General features: G+C 55.5%; 16 protein-coding genes. 11 read left to right on the top strand and 5 right to left on the bottom strand.

The genetic code is table 11. From position 1 onward, the window contains the following. Nucleotides 1–4 precede the first annotated feature (4 nt). Nucleotides 5–2,080, top strand: a complete 2,076-nt coding sequence (gene glgX, locus AC0T7J_RS00910; RefSeq protein ID WP_473791493.1) for a glycogen debranching protein GlgX — start codon at nt 5–7, stop codon at nt 2,078–2,080. 127 nt (nt 2,081–2,207) lie between these two features. Next, nucleotides 2,208–2,972, top strand: a complete 765-nt coding sequence (gene budC / locus AC0T7J_RS00905) for a meso-2,3-butanediol dehydrogenase (protein ID WP_473791491.1) — start codon at nt 2,208–2,210, stop codon at nt 2,970–2,972. Nucleotides 2,973–3,069: 97 nt separating this feature from the next. On the opposite strand, the gene AC0T7J_RS00900 is transcribed toward budC, so the two are convergent. Next, complete coding sequence (locus tag AC0T7J_RS00900; RefSeq protein WP_473793154.1) at nt 3,070–3,345, bottom strand: hypothetical protein; 276 nt, start codon at nt 3,343–3,345, stop codon at nt 3,070–3,072. A 542-nt stretch (nt 3,346–3,887) separates the two neighbouring features. Between AC0T7J_RS00900 and AC0T7J_RS00895 the strand changes: the two genes are divergently transcribed. Next, nucleotides 3,888–4,430 carry a TetR/AcrR family transcriptional regulator gene (locus AC0T7J_RS00895; protein ID WP_473791490.1) on the top strand — a complete coding sequence of 181 codons (543 nt, stop codon included), beginning with the start codon at nt 3,888–3,890 and terminating at the stop codon, nt 4,428–4,430. After that, the gene (locus tag AC0T7J_RS00890) at nt 4,427–5,575 is read left to right on the top strand and encodes an MFS transporter (protein ID WP_473791488.1); all 1,149 of its coding nucleotides are present in this window, start codon (nt 4,427–4,429) and stop codon (nt 5,573–5,575) included. The genes AC0T7J_RS00895 and AC0T7J_RS00890 overlap by 4 nt, the downstream gene beginning before the upstream one ends. A 154-nt stretch (nt 5,576–5,729) precedes the next feature. On the opposite strand, the gene AC0T7J_RS00885 is transcribed toward AC0T7J_RS00890, so the two are convergent. Continuing rightward, nucleotides 5,730–5,963 (bottom strand): hypothetical protein, encoded by a 234-nt coding sequence (locus tag AC0T7J_RS00885; RefSeq protein WP_473793153.1) that lies wholly within the window; start codon nt 5,961–5,963, stop codon nt 5,730–5,732. Nucleotides 5,964–6,252: 289 nt separating this feature from the next. On the opposite strand from AC0T7J_RS00885, the gene AC0T7J_RS00880 reads away from it, so the two are divergent. The 3 genes from AC0T7J_RS00880 to AC0T7J_RS00870 all read left to right on the top strand — a co-directional run bounded on the left by AC0T7J_RS00880 (nt 6,253) and on the right by AC0T7J_RS00870 (nt 8,547). Beyond that, the gene (locus AC0T7J_RS00880) at nt 6,253–6,774 is read left to right on the top strand and encodes a GNAT family N-acetyltransferase (protein ID WP_473791487.1); all 522 of its coding nucleotides are present in this window, start codon (nt 6,253–6,255) and stop codon (nt 6,772–6,774) included. A 100-nt stretch (nt 6,775–6,874) separates the two neighbouring features. Further along, nucleotides 6,875–8,086: a diguanylate phosphodiesterase gene (locus tag AC0T7J_RS00875; RefSeq protein ID WP_473791484.1), complete on the top strand. Its 1,212-nt coding sequence runs from the start codon at nt 6,875–6,877 to the stop codon at nt 8,084–8,086. Nucleotides 8,087–8,313: 227 nt separating this feature from the next. Beyond that, the gene (locus AC0T7J_RS00870) at nt 8,314–8,547 is read left to right on the top strand and encodes a DUF4060 family protein (RefSeq protein WP_003850264.1); all 234 of its coding nucleotides are present in this window, start codon (nt 8,314–8,316) and stop codon (nt 8,545–8,547) included. A gap of 46 nt (nt 8,548–8,593) precedes the next feature. On the opposite strand, the gene anmK is transcribed toward AC0T7J_RS00870, so the two are convergent. Next, complete coding sequence (anmK, locus tag AC0T7J_RS00865) at nt 8,594–9,715, bottom strand: anhydro-N-acetylmuramic acid kinase (protein ID WP_473791482.1); 1,122 nt, start codon at nt 9,713–9,715, stop codon at nt 8,594–8,596. Between the two features lie 282 nt (nt 9,716–9,997). Between anmK and slyB the strand changes: the two genes are divergently transcribed. Then, complete coding sequence (gene slyB / locus AC0T7J_RS00860; RefSeq protein ID WP_473791481.1) at nt 9,998–10,465, top strand: outer membrane lipoprotein SlyB; 468 nt, start codon at nt 9,998–10,000, stop codon at nt 10,463–10,465. A 40-nt stretch (nt 10,466–10,505) separates the two neighbouring features. Here slyB and slyA read toward each other — a convergent pair whose 3' ends face one another. Beyond that, nucleotides 10,506–10,943 carry a transcriptional regulator SlyA gene (slyA, locus tag AC0T7J_RS00855; RefSeq protein WP_473791479.1) on the bottom strand — a complete coding sequence of 146 codons (438 nt, stop codon included), beginning with the start codon at nt 10,941–10,943 and terminating at the stop codon, nt 10,506–10,508. A 150-nt stretch (nt 10,944–11,093) separates the two neighbouring features. On the opposite strand from slyA, the gene AC0T7J_RS00850 reads away from it, so the two are divergent. From AC0T7J_RS00850 to AC0T7J_RS00840, 3 genes are read left to right on the top strand one after another with little or no spacing between them, the layout of a single operon-like run. Then, the gene (locus tag AC0T7J_RS00850) at nt 11,094–11,330 is read left to right on the top strand and encodes a DUF1656 domain-containing protein (protein ID WP_473791477.1); all 237 of its coding nucleotides are present in this window, start codon (nt 11,094–11,096) and stop codon (nt 11,328–11,330) included. Between the two features lie 5 nt (nt 11,331–11,335). Beyond that, entirely contained in the window at nt 11,336–12,193 is an 858-nt protein-coding gene (locus AC0T7J_RS00845; RefSeq protein WP_473791475.1) for an efflux RND transporter periplasmic adaptor subunit, read from the top strand. Next, nucleotides 12,190–14,190 carry an FUSC family protein gene (locus AC0T7J_RS00840; RefSeq protein WP_473791474.1) on the top strand — a complete coding sequence of 667 codons (2,001 nt, stop codon included), beginning with the start codon at nt 12,190–12,192 and terminating at the stop codon, nt 14,188–14,190. The genes AC0T7J_RS00845 and AC0T7J_RS00840 overlap by 4 nt, the downstream gene beginning before the upstream one ends. Here AC0T7J_RS00840 and AC0T7J_RS00835 read toward each other — a convergent pair whose 3' ends face one another. Continuing rightward, nucleotides 14,191–14,658 (bottom strand): hypothetical protein, encoded by a 468-nt coding sequence (locus tag AC0T7J_RS00835; RefSeq protein ID WP_473791472.1) that lies wholly within the window; start codon nt 14,656–14,658, stop codon nt 14,191–14,193. Nucleotides 14,659–14,760: the final 102 nt, after the last annotated feature.

Here is a 14,760-nt window from a genome sequence, read left to right as displayed (position 1 = left end):
ATAAATGTCAAACAGTCAGCGTTTTGAAATTACGGCGGGATACAGCCATTTACTGGGGGCCAACTTTGATGGTCAGGGCGTGAACTTCGCCCTGTTCAGCGCCCACGCCGAGCGGGTTGAACTCTGTCTGTACGATCCCAGCGGCAAAACGGAAATTGCCCGTCTGGAGCTGCCGGAATATACCCATGAAGTGTGGCACGGCTACATTCCGGGCCTGAAGCCAGGCGCGCTCTATGGCTATCGCGTCTATGGCCCTTATGACCCGGAAAATGGTCATCGCTTTAACCCGAACAAGTTACTGCTCGATCCCTACGCCCGTGAACTGGCGGGTGACATCGCCTGGAACGAGGCGCACTTCGCCTACGATCTCTACCACGACGATAAAGATCTGACTTTCGACAGCCGTGACAGCGCGCCGTTTACGCCCAAGTGCCGGGTTATCGATCCCAACGAATTCGACTGGCAGGATAAAAACCGCCCGAATGTGCCGTGGCCGAAAACCGTCATCTATGAAACCCATGTTAAGGGCTTCACGCAGCTCAACACCGCCCTGCCACCTGAAATGCGCGGCACCTTTGACGGCATGAGCCACAAATCGACCGTCGACTATATCAAAAGCCTGGGTATTACCTCGGTCGAACTGCTGCCGGTTCACTGGTTCCCGGATGATCAGCATCTGCTGGATAAGGGGCTGAAAAACTTCTGGGGTTACAACACCCTGGGCTTCTTTGCACCCGCCACCCGCTACTTCGGGCCGCGCGGTATTCAGGGCTTCCGGGACATGGTGCGTGCCTTCCATGATGCCGGTATCGAGGTGATCCTCGACGTAGTCTACAACCACACCGCCGAGGGCAATGAGCTGGGGCCAACGCTGTCGTTTAAAGGCATCGATAACTTCTCCTATTACCGTACGATGCCAGACCAGCATCGTTACTACATCAACGACACCGGTACCGGCAACACCGTAAATACTTCGCATCCACGCGTGCTGCAGATGGTGCTCGATTCGCTGCGTTACTGGTCTGAATCAATGCATATCGACGGGTTCCGTTTCGACCTGGGTACCATTCTCGGTCGCGAGCCTGATGGCTTTGATCCGCGCGGCGGCTTCTTCGATGCCATCATGCAGGACCCGATTCTGTCGCAGAAAAAGCTGATTGGTGAGCCCTGGGATATCGGTCCGGGCGGCTATCAGGTGGGCAGCTTCCCGCCTGGCTGGGCAGAATGGAACGATCAGTACCGCGATACGGTGCGTGACTACTGGAAAGGCAACAACGTCTCGACAGACTTTGCTGCACGCCTGCTGGGTTCGGGTGATCTTTACGACCAGCATGGTCGTCGTCCGTGGGCCAGCGTCAACTTTATCACCGCGCACGATGGCTTTACCCTCAACGATCTGGTGTCGTACAACGACAAGCACAACGATGACAATGGTGAGGACAATAACGACGGGCACAACGACAACCGCTCTTATAACTATGGGGCGGAAGGGCCGACTGATGATGAGAACATTAACGCGGTGCGCGAGCGTCAGAAACGTAACTTCCTCGCCACCATGATCTTCTCGCACGGTACGCCGATGCTACTGGCGGGCGATGAGTTTGGCCGCAGCCAGCTTGGCAACAACAACGGCTACTGTCAGGACAGCGAAATCTCCTGGGTTCACTGGGATAACCTGCCGGAATCGGCCGAGGCGTTGCGCGAATTTACCCGCCAGATCCTGAAGTTGCGTGCCGATCAGCCGTTACTGCGACGCGAAAACTGGCGCGACGGGATGGACATTAAGTGGTTCAACGCCGGTGGGGGCTTCCAGCAGGCGGAACAGTGGGATGAGGGATCAACGCTGGGCGTCTATATCGGGCGGCCGGACCTCCAGACCGAGGAAGGCATCTGGCACGACGTCCTGATGCTGTTCAATCCGTTTGAAGGCAATGTACCGTTCCAGATTCCGCAGTTTGGTGAAGGCGGCTGGGTGCTGGAACTGACCACCAGCGACACCGCGAAACGTGGTCTGGTGATCACCAAAGAGAAGGATTTCGAGCTGGAAGGACGCAGCTTCGCTCTGTTCAGACGTCCCTAGCCGTTGATTCCGGTTAAATAGCCGTCATCTGGCGCAGCGCATTTTGCGCTGCGCTTGAGTTTCTGGCCATGAGTGCCAGGCTTAACCGGTTGTTTACGATGAATATTGATGCTGACAAGGAGGCATAATGTCCAGATTTACGCAGAAGGTTGTGGTTGTGACAGGTGCCGGTTCCGGTATTGGCGAAGCGGCCGCTAAACGCTTTGCTGAAGAAGGTGCATCGGTCGTGCTGGTGGGACGTACCCAGGAAAAACTGGAAAAAACGCGGGCCGGGATGGCTGCGGGCGATCATCTGGTCGCCGCCTGTGACGTCTCCGATGCCGATCAGGTGAAGCAACTGCCAGAAAAGGTGCTGGATAAATATGGTCAGGTAGACGTGCTGGTCAATAACGCAGGCGTCATCGTGCAGGGCCGTATTCATGAGGTTGATCTGGAAGACTGGAAAACCCTGATGAAGACTGACCTTGATGGCGTATTCCACGGCGTACATTACTTCATGCCTGCTCTGCTGCGCAGCAAAGGCAACGTGGTGAATATCTCCTCAGTTTCCGGCTTAGGCGGCGATTGGGGCATGAGCATCTACAACGCCGCGAAAGGAGCGATTACCAACTTTACCCGCGCGCTGGCGATGGACTACGGTGCTGATGGTGTGCGGGTGAACGCTATCTGCCCAGGTTTTACCTTTACTGATTTGACTGAAGATATGAAGAACGATCAGCCACTGCTGGAGCGTTTTTACGACCGTATTCCGCTGCGGCGGGCCGGTGAAGCGGATGATATCGCCCGTGCCATTCTCTTTATTGCCAGCGATGAAGCCAGTTATATTACCGGCGTTAATTTACCGGTCGATGGCGGAATAACTGCCTCAAATGGCCAGCCTAAACAGGCATAAAAATTCAGGCAGCGTCTTCACGCTGCCTTTTTTATTTTTAACGCCCCGAATTTATCCGCTTTATTATTTCCTGCCGCAGCAGTTTCATGTCAGCGACTTAATGTTTTGGCGTATGACGGGTTGGCGTTGCTGCGCGTGCCGGTTTAATTGCCGTGCTGCTGCTGGTCGGGCAAATAAACGTGCTCAGACAGGCATTACAGAGTATCGCATTAGCGTGATGTATTTTCGCCACCGCCAGCGCCTGTTGTCGGGTATAAAGTGAACCAATAAAAACGCGTTTATCGTTCTTTGACAGATTAACGCAACCTTCTTTGTGTAAAATCCATCCACCCATGGGACGCGGGCACAGATAATAATAGCTGGCTTTGAGCATGGTAGTCATCCTGATAGTTGCTGTATGTATCTTAAAAAACGAACCAAAATTCGTAAGAGGTTTTTTTTGTAATCTGAAGCTTTATTAAACTAACTGAGAATTATCCCTAAAACCACTTTATTGCGTCGGTCTGACTGACTTTGAGAATATGCCCTTTTCCGCCGCTTATATCGCTTCAGGCATTCATTGCGCTGAAACGCCTTCGCCCGCTCTTAAGCTCCGCTTTCATTTACATTGCTAATAGATTATTAAAAAAGCGAAAGCAAAATTAATTCATAAAGAACAATTAGTTAAAAAAAAAGCCTGTGCCATGAGCGTGACGTACTACTCACATATGATTAGTGCAGAAGCTGAAAAATATCCCCCCCGCAGGGGTAATTATGAGTATTGATAAACTGAGGGTGAAGAAGAGTGAAACGTGTGCCCAGTGTGCCTTTAAGCGGAACGCCAGCCCACCTGGCGTCAGGGATTTATCAATAGCGACGGGAGTAATTAACAGAGAGCGGCTTGAAAAAGTAAAACGATCGGTTTACTTTTAAAGCATGCAAAAGAGAAACGATATCATCCAGGCCGCCGAGCGGCTCTTCTACTCCCACGGTTTCCACGCCACCAGCACCGATCAACTCTGTCGTGAAGCGGGGGTCTCCACCCGTACGCTCTATCATCATTTCGCCTCACGCGAAGCGCTGACCGCAGCGGTACTTAATGCCCGTGAGCAGCGATTTATGGCCGAATTGCAGGCACCACAACAGCCAGATGCGATAGCGCATCTGTTCAGGGTGCTGGGCGAGTGGACGGCAGCGAACGGTGCCCGTGGCTGCTTCTTTCTGAAAGCCTGGGGAGAATATGCCGAGCGGGACAGTGAACTGGCCGCTCAGGCGCTGGCCTTCCGGGCCACGATGCGGGCCTATATCACTCATTGCGTGACGCATCTGCGCGGTGCTGAAGATCAGTTGCTGAGTGATGCCATCTGGATACTCTTTGAAGGTGCCATTACCACGGCGCTGATTACCGGTCCCGTCGCTGCCCAACAGGCCGCGCAGATCGTGAGTCAGTTGCTGCTTCAGAATGGCGCACCCGGATGAGATCGCCCACCGCACTGGCGCTGACCGGCTTCAGCCTGATCGCCGTGACCTACGGCATGGCGCGCTTCTCATGGGGAGTGATGCTGCCCGCTATCTCAGCGGAGATCCCGTTCAACCCACAGCAGGCGGGAATATTGTCAGCCTGCAGCTTTGTGGCATATTGCCTGACCATTCTCACCGCAGCCGCGCTGGCGGATCGCTATGGTACCCGCCTGACGGCGCTGCTGGCCTCACTCAGTGCGACGGCGGGTCTGCTGCTGCTCGCCTGTGCCTCATCAACGCTGCTGCTGGCGGCCGGACTCTTCATTGCCGGATTGAGTGCCGGCCTGGCTTCACCTGCCCTGGCGGCGGCGGTCAGTGATCGAATCCCTGCTGCGGGTCAGCCGCGCATCAATACTCTGATCAATGCCGGCACCAGCGCGGGCATTATCCTGACGGTGGTCATCCTGAGCGTTCTGCCCGGCGGATGGCGTGCCGCCTGTCTGCTGTTCGCTCTGCTGTCGCTGGCCTGTGTGCTGCCAGTGATGCGCGTGTTATCGGGTCACGCCGCCAGTCGCCCCACCAGAGTGCGTCACTGGCACCAGCGGCTGTATCGGCACTCCATGCGTCGGCTGATGAGTATTGCGTTAACTTCGGGGCTGGTCAGTGCGGCCTGGTGGAGCTTTGGGCCGGCGCTGCTGCGACAACATGTCGGTGTTGATGCGGAGACCACCCGGCTACTCTGGCTGATTGCCGGAGGGGCAGGCATCGTGGGTGCGGCAACCGGACCGGCCGCTGCCCGAATCGGGCTGAAGGGTGTATACCGACTCTCACTGTGTGGAATGGCAGTGCCACTGCTGGTGCTGGCGTGGAGTCGGGGCGAATCCACCGGCTTACTGATGGCGGTTGCCTGCTGTGGTGCAGGTTACGTCACGCTATCGGGCGTGCTGCTGGTGTGGGGCGCACGTGCCACCGCTGAAGATCCGGCGACTGGCGTCGGCATCCTGTTTTTTATGCTGGCAGTGGGCCAGGTTGCGGGATCGCTGCTGTTTGGTCAGCTCTACGCCTCTTTAGGTGCCAGTACAGCATTAACGCTGTTTGCGTTCAGCGCTCTGCTGTTGCTGTTTATTGCACCCGCGCAGAACAACAGTGAGTCGGGTAAATAAGCAGGCGTAAACAAGTGGACTGGAAGAGCCTCTGTGAGGTAATAAATAGTCGCTGATGCTATTTGCCAGACAGGACGACTATCACCGTCCTGTTAATGAGCAAGTATAATCCAGGTATTCTGGCTATAGTAATATGCCCATCGCGGATGGCCAATCAGACCGCGCGGATATTCTTAATACGTGGATTAATTTTCTGCTGAAGTAAATCTTCTTCAGGCCCCAGATAATAAGGCACAGCACACTGCTTACCATCTTTGGTAAAAATAATCTGGTTATCGTGCAGGAATAACGCAGTAAAATGGCCCAGTATCACACCATTTAATTCAAAGCAGTGATTTCTTGCTGCACGCAGCCCCTGCTTACTATTCAGAAAATCAACAAATCGCATCACGCTGCGCCTCCAGTTAATAAATCAACCCCATCAGAACCGCGACGATAATAGCCTTAATGCTGGCACGGATCATCCGGCTGACGCTGTTTTCAGAATAGGCTTAACTGCCATTCAGTCGTGGCACTAAACCGGCGTGCTTTTTTATCCGTTTACTGCCAGGAATAATCCTGGAGAATGACGCACTCATAAAATTTTATGAGTGCGTCATATTTATATTGCGCCCTCACATCGCCCGCTATACCGTTGTTTATTCACCAGGTGCAGATTCTCGGGGCAAAACCGCATAATGGAAATTTTTGAAGCAGATAAACGCCATGCCACGGCGATTCAGCAGATCTACGCCTGGCATGTTCTGAATGGCACCGGCTCATTTGAGACCGTGCCGCCCGACGCCGAAGAGATTGGCGAGCGGATGCGGAAGATGCAGCAGGCCGGTCTGCCGTGGTTCATCGCCGTCAGCAACGGAGAAGTGCGTGGATTTTGCTATCTGGCCCCGTATCGTCCACGCCACGCCTACCGGCATACGCTGGAAGACTCTATTTATATCGACCCCGGATTTCAGAAGCGTGGTGCCGGTTCACGTCTGTTAGCGCATGCCATCAGGTGGGCTGAACAGGCAGGATTCCGCCAGTTAATCGCCAACGTCGGCGACAGCGAAAACCAGGGATCGATTGCCGTACATCGCGCCGCGGGCTTTGAGATAACCGGCATCCTGCGATCGGTGGGTTTCAAACAGGGTCGCTGGCTGGATACCGTTTTTATGCAGCGATCTCTGGGAACGGGCGATACCGCGCTGCCGGTTGATTAAAACAGAGTCAGAGTGAGAAAGACGTACTGGCCCTCGTTTTCCCCACGAGAAGCTTCTGGTAAGGTGCCGTAACAAAAAATAAAAAATTCCGGAAACCTTTATGTTGTCGACAATCATCTATCGCAGCCACATTACCGAACTTGTGCCGCTTGAGATGCTGAATGATTTGGCGCGGAAAGCGAATAAAACGAATAAATCCTCCAGCATCACCGGAATTTTATTGTTCAATGGCACGCATTTTTTCCAGCTACTGGAAGGCCCGGAGGCAGCGATAAAGGCGGTCTATAGCCGGATTTGCCAGGATCCGCGCCACCATAATCTGGTCGAACTGCTGCGTGATTACGCCCCGGCGCGACGTTTTGGTCACGTCGGTATGGAGCTGTTCGATTTGCGGCTGCATGATAAAGAGACGGTGCTGGAGGCGGTGCTGGAAAAATGCACCACGAAATATCAGCTGACCTATGCCGATCGCGCACTGCAGTTCCTGCGCACCTTTGTCGAAGCGCGGGAAAAAGAGAACTATTTTGAGATTCCTGCCGCCAGCGGCTGGACGTTTATCTGTGACGAGTCAGAACAGCGTGAAGGCGACGCATCGCTGGTGGCAACGGATGAGGTCAGCTTTGCGTTTCAGCCGATCGTTGACCCCTTCGCCTGCGAAATTGTCTCGCTGGAGGCGCTGCTGCGCGGCCCACAGGGTGAACCGCCGCTCGACTACTTTGCCCGACTGTCCCGTAATCAGCTCTATCAGGTCGATCTGAGCTCGAAAAAGATAGCTTTCGCCCAGGCGAAGCAACTGGGGATTGAGGGCATGACCCTGTCGATTAATCTGCTGCCAATGACGCTGGTGGAAGTGCCCGATGCCGTCCCGTTTTTGCTGGATGAGATTGCTGCACAGGGACTGGTGCCGGAACAGATCATGGTTGAATTCACCGAGAATGAAATTATCTCGCAGCCCGAGGCCTTTGAAGCTGCTATCAGGCAGCTGAAGGCCGCCGGCATCAGCCTGGCGCTGGATGATTTCGGTGCCGGTTTTGCCGGGCTGTCACTGCTGACGCGCATTCAGCCTGATAAGATTAAAATCGACCGTACCATCATCGCTGATGTGCATAAAAGTGGGCCGAAGCAGGCGATCATTCATGCCATTCTGAAATGCTGCGCCTCGCTGGAGATCGGCGTTATCGCCGAGGGCATTGAACAGCCGGAAGAGTGGATGTGGCTTGAAGCGGCAGGCGTGACCCAGTTTCAGGGTTTTCTGTTCTCAAAACCTGAACTCAATGGCGTTGCGGCCGTGGCCTGGCCGGAGCTGATCTGACCCCCTGCGATTTGGATGAATTTGCGATTTCCCGCCTTGCTGGATCTTCCGGCTGCTGCTAAATAATTAACAGCGCCGGGGGATCATCTTTCTGTCATCTTCCCGCGGCAGAGTCAGTCATTACCCAGTCAGTGATTAAATGTTTAGCAGTCAGATGTTCAGTGTTTAGGCCAGTGCTACGCGCCATGCGTGCGACGTGACTCCAGGGACAGCATTTGAGGAACTGAATGAAGCAAATCATCCGCGGTGATAAAGAACCCTCCCATATTCTCGCAGCGACCCGTGCGCTTGAAGCGCACTACTCCCGCTACGGAGAAGGTAATAAGTATCATCCCATTATCTATTCCATCGCCTACCGCAGCCGGTTTTATCAGGTTGAGGTGATTACCCGACGTGAAACCATGGTTGCCACCGTGATCACTGGCGTTCGCAACCTGACGCATCTCTCCGGCGCCGCCTGACGGCTGCCTGCAATCCTGCGGGGGCAGAGTGCCCCCGACTCCCCGCTTAGCGTCGGTAGAGTGAATTTGCCGGAAAGATTGCGCCAATCACGCTTTTCTCCCGTGCGCCCGTCACCGCAGGCAGGTTGCCCGGCAGGCCGGAGAGCGTGCGGAAAGCCAGCCAGGCAAATGCCAGCGCTTCCATGTCGTCACCACTGATACCCGCCGCATCGGTAGTGGTCACTTCCGTTCCCGGGAGATGCGCTGCCAGTCGCGCCATCAGAAGCGGGTTGCGACTGCCACCGCCACATACCAGCAGACGGTCACAGCCATCATTGAGTAGCACCTGCTGTGTAATGGTGATGGCGCTCAGCTCGACCAGCGTAGCCTGCACATCCTGCGGAGCCAGCCCCGGGAAATAACGCAGATGCTGCTCCAGCCAGCTGAGGTTGAAATGTTCTCGCCCGGTGCTTTTTGGCGGCGGCAATGCAAACCAGGGTTCACGCAACAGCGCCTCCAGCAGTGCCGGAATCACCGACCCGCAGCGCGCCCACTGCGCATCTTTGTCATAGGCCTGTCCCTGATTACGCCAGATCCAGGCGTCCAGCAGCATATTACCGGGGCCGGTATCGAAGCCGCGCACCGGCTGACCCGGGATCAGCAGCGAGAGATTGGCGATGCCGCCAATATTCAGCACCATGCGGCGTTCCGTGGCATCCATCAGCAGCGCCTGATGAAAGGCAGGCACCAGCGGCGCGCCCTGCCCGCCCAGCGCCATGTCACGGCGGCGAAAATCGCCTACCACGGTGACGCCGGTGGCCGCCACGACCTGATTAGGGTCGCCAATCTGCAGCGTATTGGGTGCATCACTCTGTGGCTCATGCCAGACGGTCTGACCATGACAGCCAATCGCTGTGATATCGCTGGCTTCCAGCGATTCGCGCTTCATTAATGTCACTACCGCTTCAGCAAACAGCTGGCCGAGGCGGGTATCGAGCTGGCCGAGCTGTGACAGCGTCAGGGATTGTCCCTGACAGATCCCCAGAATCGCCTGACGCAGTTCTGGTGGCATCGGATGGCAGTAGCTTGCCTGCTGCGCCACCATATTCTCATCAATGGCAGCCAGCACCACATCAACCCCATCCAGACTGGTGCCTGACATTACCCCGATATAGCGTCCTGATTTCATAGCTATTCCTTACTTCCGGCGGGAAGTGCATTTCATCTGCGGCTAGCCTGACAAATAATGATCGCTAATTCTATGAATAAATTGTTTTTATCCAATCGTGCTGACTGATAACGTAATGGGACTATTTTTAATCCGCGATTGAATTATTGTTGATCCTGCATAGTCTATGCTTCGTCCAACCGTGTTTTATTCGGACAGGGATTAATTTGCCAGGTTTGTGTCTTATACTGTGAGCAGGATACAGCGGTAAACGTGGCACCTTCTCGACTAAAGGAGTTTCAAATGATCAAGCGTGTAATTGTGGTCGCTCTGGCCGGTGTGATGCTGGCAGGTTGTAGCAATACCAGTACGCTGTCGGGTGATACCTACAGTGCCAGTGAAGCTAAGCAGGTGCAGAGCGTTTCTTACGGTACCTTAGTCTCAGTACGTCCGGTGAAAATCCAGGGCGGCGATGAGAGCAACGTCATCGGTGCTATCGGTGGTGCGGTGCTGGGTGGCTTCCTGGGTAATACCCTTGGTGGCGGTACCGGACGTAGCCTGGCGACAGCCGGTGGTGCGGTTCTGGGTGGCGTAGCAGGCCAGGGCGTACAGGGCGCAGTCAATAAAACCGATGGCGTTGAGCTGGAAATCCGCAAGGATGATGGCAACACCATCATGGTGGTTCAGAAACAGGCTGCCACGCGTTACTCCGTTGGCCAGCGTGTTGTGATGGCGTCCAACGGCAGCCAGGTGACGGTTTCACCTCGCTAACGAGCCTGAACAAAAAACCGACGCCGGGGCGTCGGTTTTTTTATTTCTCTTTATGCTGAAGTTCGAGAATGTTTTTCTCAAGCCGGGCGATCAGCGTCACCATCTGACTGATCTCTTCCCGACTGATGCCGGACAAAATGTCGTCCCGTGTCTCATCAATCACACTCTCAACCTGTTCGATAATCGGCTCGGCCTCCTGCGTCAGCTTGATGCGCTTGGCACGACGATCGTTGGCGCAGGTCGAACGGGTAATTAATCCTTTCTCTTCCAGCTGATCCAGCGTGCGCACCAGCGAAGGCTGTTCTATACCAATCGCCTTAGCTAACTGAATCTGCGACTGTTCGGGCGGCAGTTGATGAATATTGTGCAACGTCACCCAGTGAGTCTGAGTCAGCTCAAGCGGCTTCAGCCGCTGATCAATCAACGCGCGCCAGATGCGCACCAGGCGAGATAAATCCGTTCCGAGGGGCGTATCCATTTCATCTCCTTATAATTAGCTTGCTAGCTATCAAGCCAGATTTTACACTATTCTGCGAGTTTACAGGACAAATTACAAATCCCGGACCAGACCGCGATAACGTGGCAGCGCTTTCAGTCTGCCGTTTGGGTTAACGAAGGATGTTATCACGTGCTCACTTCCGCTTTTTCAGGTGCGAAACCGCTGACCGATCTGGTGGTGGGTGCCTCACTGTTTTTCCCGCCGATATTCAAAGCGGTGATCCTTGGCTTCTTTTTCTGGCTGCTGATCCACCCTCTGGTGCGTGGCTGGATCTACTCCGGCGATGTCTGGCATCCCACTCTGTTTGATCTCTCCCTGTTTGTGCTGTGCGTTACCGCCGCACTCTGGCTCATCGGTCACGGATAATCGATATGAAATTTAACGCGGTAAAATACTTCTCCACGCTGATTGTGTTTGCCCTGGCGCTGCTGGCTGGTGGCTGGCTCTGGAACTATTACATGCAGTCACCCTGGACCCGAGACGGGAAAGTGCGGGCAGAGCTGGTGGATATCACGCCTCAGGTATCGGGGCGGATTACGCAGCTCAGGGTCAAAGACAATCAGTTTGTGCATCAGGGCCAGCTGCTGTTAACGCTGGACCCGGTGCCGTGGCAGATTGCGCTCGACAATGCTGCCGCCCAGCTCAGTAAAGCGCAGGCGGATCTCGCGAAAGCGCAGCATGAATTTAACCGGCGGAGCAGCCTGCCGCGTAATGTCATCTCCGCAGAGGACCTTGATGCGGCACGTTTAAGCGCCGGCGCGGCGGCCGCCAGCACCAAAGCAGCACAGGCGGAATGGGAACGGGCGCGCTGGAATCTGCAGCAAACGACGCTGACCGCACCGGCTGATGGCTGGATCACCAATCTGACGCTGCGTCCCGGCAACTATGCCACCGCGGGTTCGCCTCTGTTTGCCCTGGTCGACAGCCACTCTTACTACGTAATGGGCTACTTCGAAGAGACCAAACTGCGCCATATTCACCCAGGCGCAGCGGCCCAGGTGGTGCTCTACAGCAATGGCATGCGGCTGCAGGGTCAGGTGGATAGCATTGGCCGCGCCATTTATGACCAGAGCATTGAGACCGACAGCGGCCTGGTGCCTGATATCAAGCCAAACGTGCCCTGGGTGCGGCTGGCGCAGCGTGTGCCGGTGCGTATTCGTCTTGAGCCGCTTCCTGCCGATGCAGACCTGGTAGCGGGAACCAGCTGCACTATCACCATCCAGCCATGAATTTTCAGTGGCTGGCCTGGGATCAGTTGCCCTGGATTAAGGCTAACGCCGGCCAGTGGCGCTATGCGTTGCGTAACGCTATTGCGATGTGCCTGGCGCTGAGCATCGCCTACGCACTGGATCTTGATGAGCCGTACTGGGCAATGACCTCTGCCGCCGTGATTAGCTTTCCCACTGTCGGTGGCGCGATCAGTAAAAGTCTGGGGCGCATCGTTGGCAGTCTGATGGGGGCCAGCGCTGCGCTGCTGATCGCCGGACATACGCTTAATGAGCCGTGGCTGTTTACCTTTGCCATTGCCGGCTGGCTGGCGCTCTGTACCGGCATAGCGAACCACTACCAGAATAACGTCGCCTACGCCTTTTCGCTGGCGGGCTACACTGCCGCCATCATCGCCTTTAGCAGTGTTAACATCACCGAAATCACCTCGCTATGGACCATCGCCCAGGCACGCGTCTGCGAGGTCATCTCCGGCATTCTCTGCGCCGGATTGATGATGATGGTGCTGCCGAGTACCTCCGATGGTGAGACGCTGATTACCTCACTCAAACAGATGCATGCCCGGTTGCTGGAACATGCGGTACTACTGCTGCAGCCCTCGGCAAGCGATACGATTCGTACCGCGCATGAAAATGTCATCAGCCAGATCCTGACCATGAATTTGCTGCGGATTCAGGCGTTCTGGAGCCACTACCGCTTTCGCCGACAGAACAACGTGCTGAACTATGTGCTGCACCAGCAGTTGCGACTCACCAGCGTGCTCTCCAGCCTACGACGTATGCTGCTGAACTGGCCCGACGCGCCAGAGGCGCTGTTTGAGGCACTGCAACAACTGCTGGCCGAGCTGGCAAAACCCGCATGTGATAAATATCGTCTGGCGCAAATCCTGCGCAGCGTGACACCGGCAGCCGATGGCGACTACCGACAGCGCGCTTTTTGTCAGCGGCTGCGCTTCTTCTGCTGGATGTACCTTAACGTGTTGCGCTGGATCCGCCTGCTGGAACGCGCCGATGCCGATACCCGTTTTCTGCCTCCGCCGGTTCCAGCGCTGGCGCGCGACAGTGACAGTGCCGAGGCAGGCTGGAGCGCCCTGCGCACCTTCTGCGTTATCGTGCTGGGCTGCGCGTTCTGGATCAACACGCAATGGGCTTCAGGCGCCGCCGCGCTCACCTTAACTGCCATTGCCTGTGTGCTCTACGCTTCATCCCCCTCACCCGGCGGCAGCGTCACGCTGCTGCTGAAAACGCTGCTATGGCTGTTTGCGTTTAGTTTTGCGATGAAGTTTGGGCTGATGGTGCAGATCAGTCAGTTGTGGCAGTTTTTACTGTTTCTGTTTCCACTGCTGGTGACACTGCAACTCTTCAAGCTGCAGCAGAAACAGCGCGCCGGGATGTGGGGACAGTTCATCGTCTTCATGGGCTCGTTTATCGCAGTGACTAACCCGCCCACCTGGGATTATCAGGACTTCTTTAACGATAATATCGCCAAAGTCTGCGGGGTGCTGCTCGCCTGGCTGGCGTTCCAGATTCTGCGGCCCAGCTCCGATGCGCGGCGCAGCCGACGCCATATCCGGTCGCTGCGGCTGGCGTTTCTTGATCAGTTACGACAACGGCCCCGACTCAGCGAGAGCCGCTTTGAATCCCAGATTTACCACCGCATCAGCCAGCTCAGCCATAGCCGGGATGAGCAGGCACGCGTCTGGCTACTGCGCTGGGGCGTGGTGTTGCTTAACTGCTCGCATATCGTCTGGCAGCTACGTGAATGGCGCGCCAGTTCGGCGGCGCTGATGGGGTTTCGCGATCACTGTCTGCAGGATTTACAGCAGATTATCAGCAGTCGCGGCGTACGCCACAGCTCGCTGGATCGGATGCTGACGGAACTGGAGGCCACCATCACCGCGCTACTGGCAAGGGAAAGCAACGAGGCCAGCGAACTGGCGGGGATTATCTGGCGGTTACGCTGTTCGCTGGCACAGCTGAAGCAGGCGGTACCTGAGTGATCACTGGCAATATTGCTGATGTTGCCGGTTGAAATCGTCCTGCAGCTGTTGCAGCGTTTTGTGGCCTTCGAAGCGGGTTTTATCCATTTCGGTCATCGGTTCAATCACCAGCACTTTCTCATCGGGTGAGAAAATAAACCGGCGCGTCAGTTCGGTGCCCGTAAAACTTTGACCGTGAATGCCACCGCACACCATGGTCATGGTGCGACGATAGATGGTGGTCTCAGTGAAATTGGTTTCGGTGGCACTGCGAAAGACCTGGTCACAACCCTGCGCTTCCAGCTTATGCACCATGTTGCGGCTCAGCCATTCACGACCTTTGGCGATCTTTTCACAGGTGCTCCGCATCGGACTGGTATCGATGGTGCGCTGCAGTTCACGTCCGGTTTCGGTCACCAGTTGCGTATCATTGGGTTTATCGCATCCCACCAGCAGCAGACACAGCAGCAATGCGCCCTTGAATTTCATTTTCCTGCTCCTTTCCCCATCACGCTTTCTTACCTGAATCAATATCATAGGGGGGAAATGTCAGGGATGGTACAACAATTCATAAACAGGCAGGAGAAAAGC

This window comes from Pantoea sp. E956-1 (assembly GCF_982223955.1).
Note: the sequence above shows the minus strand (reverse complement) of the source record. Positions and strands in the feature narration are given on the sequence as shown.

What these genes read in the sequence shown, in the direction of transcription:
- glgX (WP_473791493.1), top strand. Translation starts at nt 5, where the DNA reads ATGTCAAACAGTCAGCGTTTTGAAATTACGGCGGGATACAGCCATTTA.
- budC (WP_473791491.1), top strand. Translation starts at nt 2,208, where the DNA reads ATGTCCAGATTTACGCAGAAGGTTGTGGTTGTGACAGGTGCCGGTTCC.
- AC0T7J_RS00900 (WP_473793154.1), bottom strand. Translation starts at nt 3,345, where the DNA reads ATGCTCAAAGCCAGCTATTATTATCTGTGCCCGCGTCCCATGGGTGGA.
- AC0T7J_RS00895 (WP_473791490.1), top strand. Translation starts at nt 3,888, where the DNA reads ATGCAAAAGAGAAACGATATCATCCAGGCCGCCGAGCGGCTCTTCTAC.
- AC0T7J_RS00890 (WP_473791488.1), top strand. Translation starts at nt 4,427, where the DNA reads ATGAGATCGCCCACCGCACTGGCGCTGACCGGCTTCAGCCTGATCGCC.
- AC0T7J_RS00885 (WP_473793153.1), bottom strand. Translation starts at nt 5,963, where the DNA reads ATGCGATTTGTTGATTTTCTGAATAGTAAGCAGGGGCTGCGTGCAGCA.
- AC0T7J_RS00880 (WP_473791487.1), top strand. Translation starts at nt 6,253, where the DNA reads ATGGAAATTTTTGAAGCAGATAAACGCCATGCCACGGCGATTCAGCAG.
- AC0T7J_RS00875 (WP_473791484.1), top strand. Translation starts at nt 6,875, where the DNA reads ATGTTGTCGACAATCATCTATCGCAGCCACATTACCGAACTTGTGCCG.
- AC0T7J_RS00870 (WP_003850264.1), top strand. Translation starts at nt 8,314, where the DNA reads ATGAAGCAAATCATCCGCGGTGATAAAGAACCCTCCCATATTCTCGCA.
- anmK (WP_473791482.1), bottom strand. Translation starts at nt 9,715, where the DNA reads ATGAAATCAGGACGCTATATCGGGGTAATGTCAGGCACCAGTCTGGAT.
- slyB (WP_473791481.1), top strand. Translation starts at nt 9,998, where the DNA reads ATGATCAAGCGTGTAATTGTGGTCGCTCTGGCCGGTGTGATGCTGGCA.
- slyA (WP_473791479.1), bottom strand. Translation starts at nt 10,943, where the DNA reads ATGGATACGCCCCTCGGAACGGATTTATCTCGCCTGGTGCGCATCTGG.
- AC0T7J_RS00845 (WP_473791475.1), top strand. Translation starts at nt 11,336, where the DNA reads ATGAAATTTAACGCGGTAAAATACTTCTCCACGCTGATTGTGTTTGCC.
- AC0T7J_RS00840 (WP_473791474.1), top strand. Translation starts at nt 12,190, where the DNA reads ATGAATTTTCAGTGGCTGGCCTGGGATCAGTTGCCCTGGATTAAGGCT.
- AC0T7J_RS00835 (WP_473791472.1), bottom strand. Translation starts at nt 14,658, where the DNA reads ATGAAATTCAAGGGCGCATTGCTGCTGTGTCTGCTGCTGGTGGGATGC.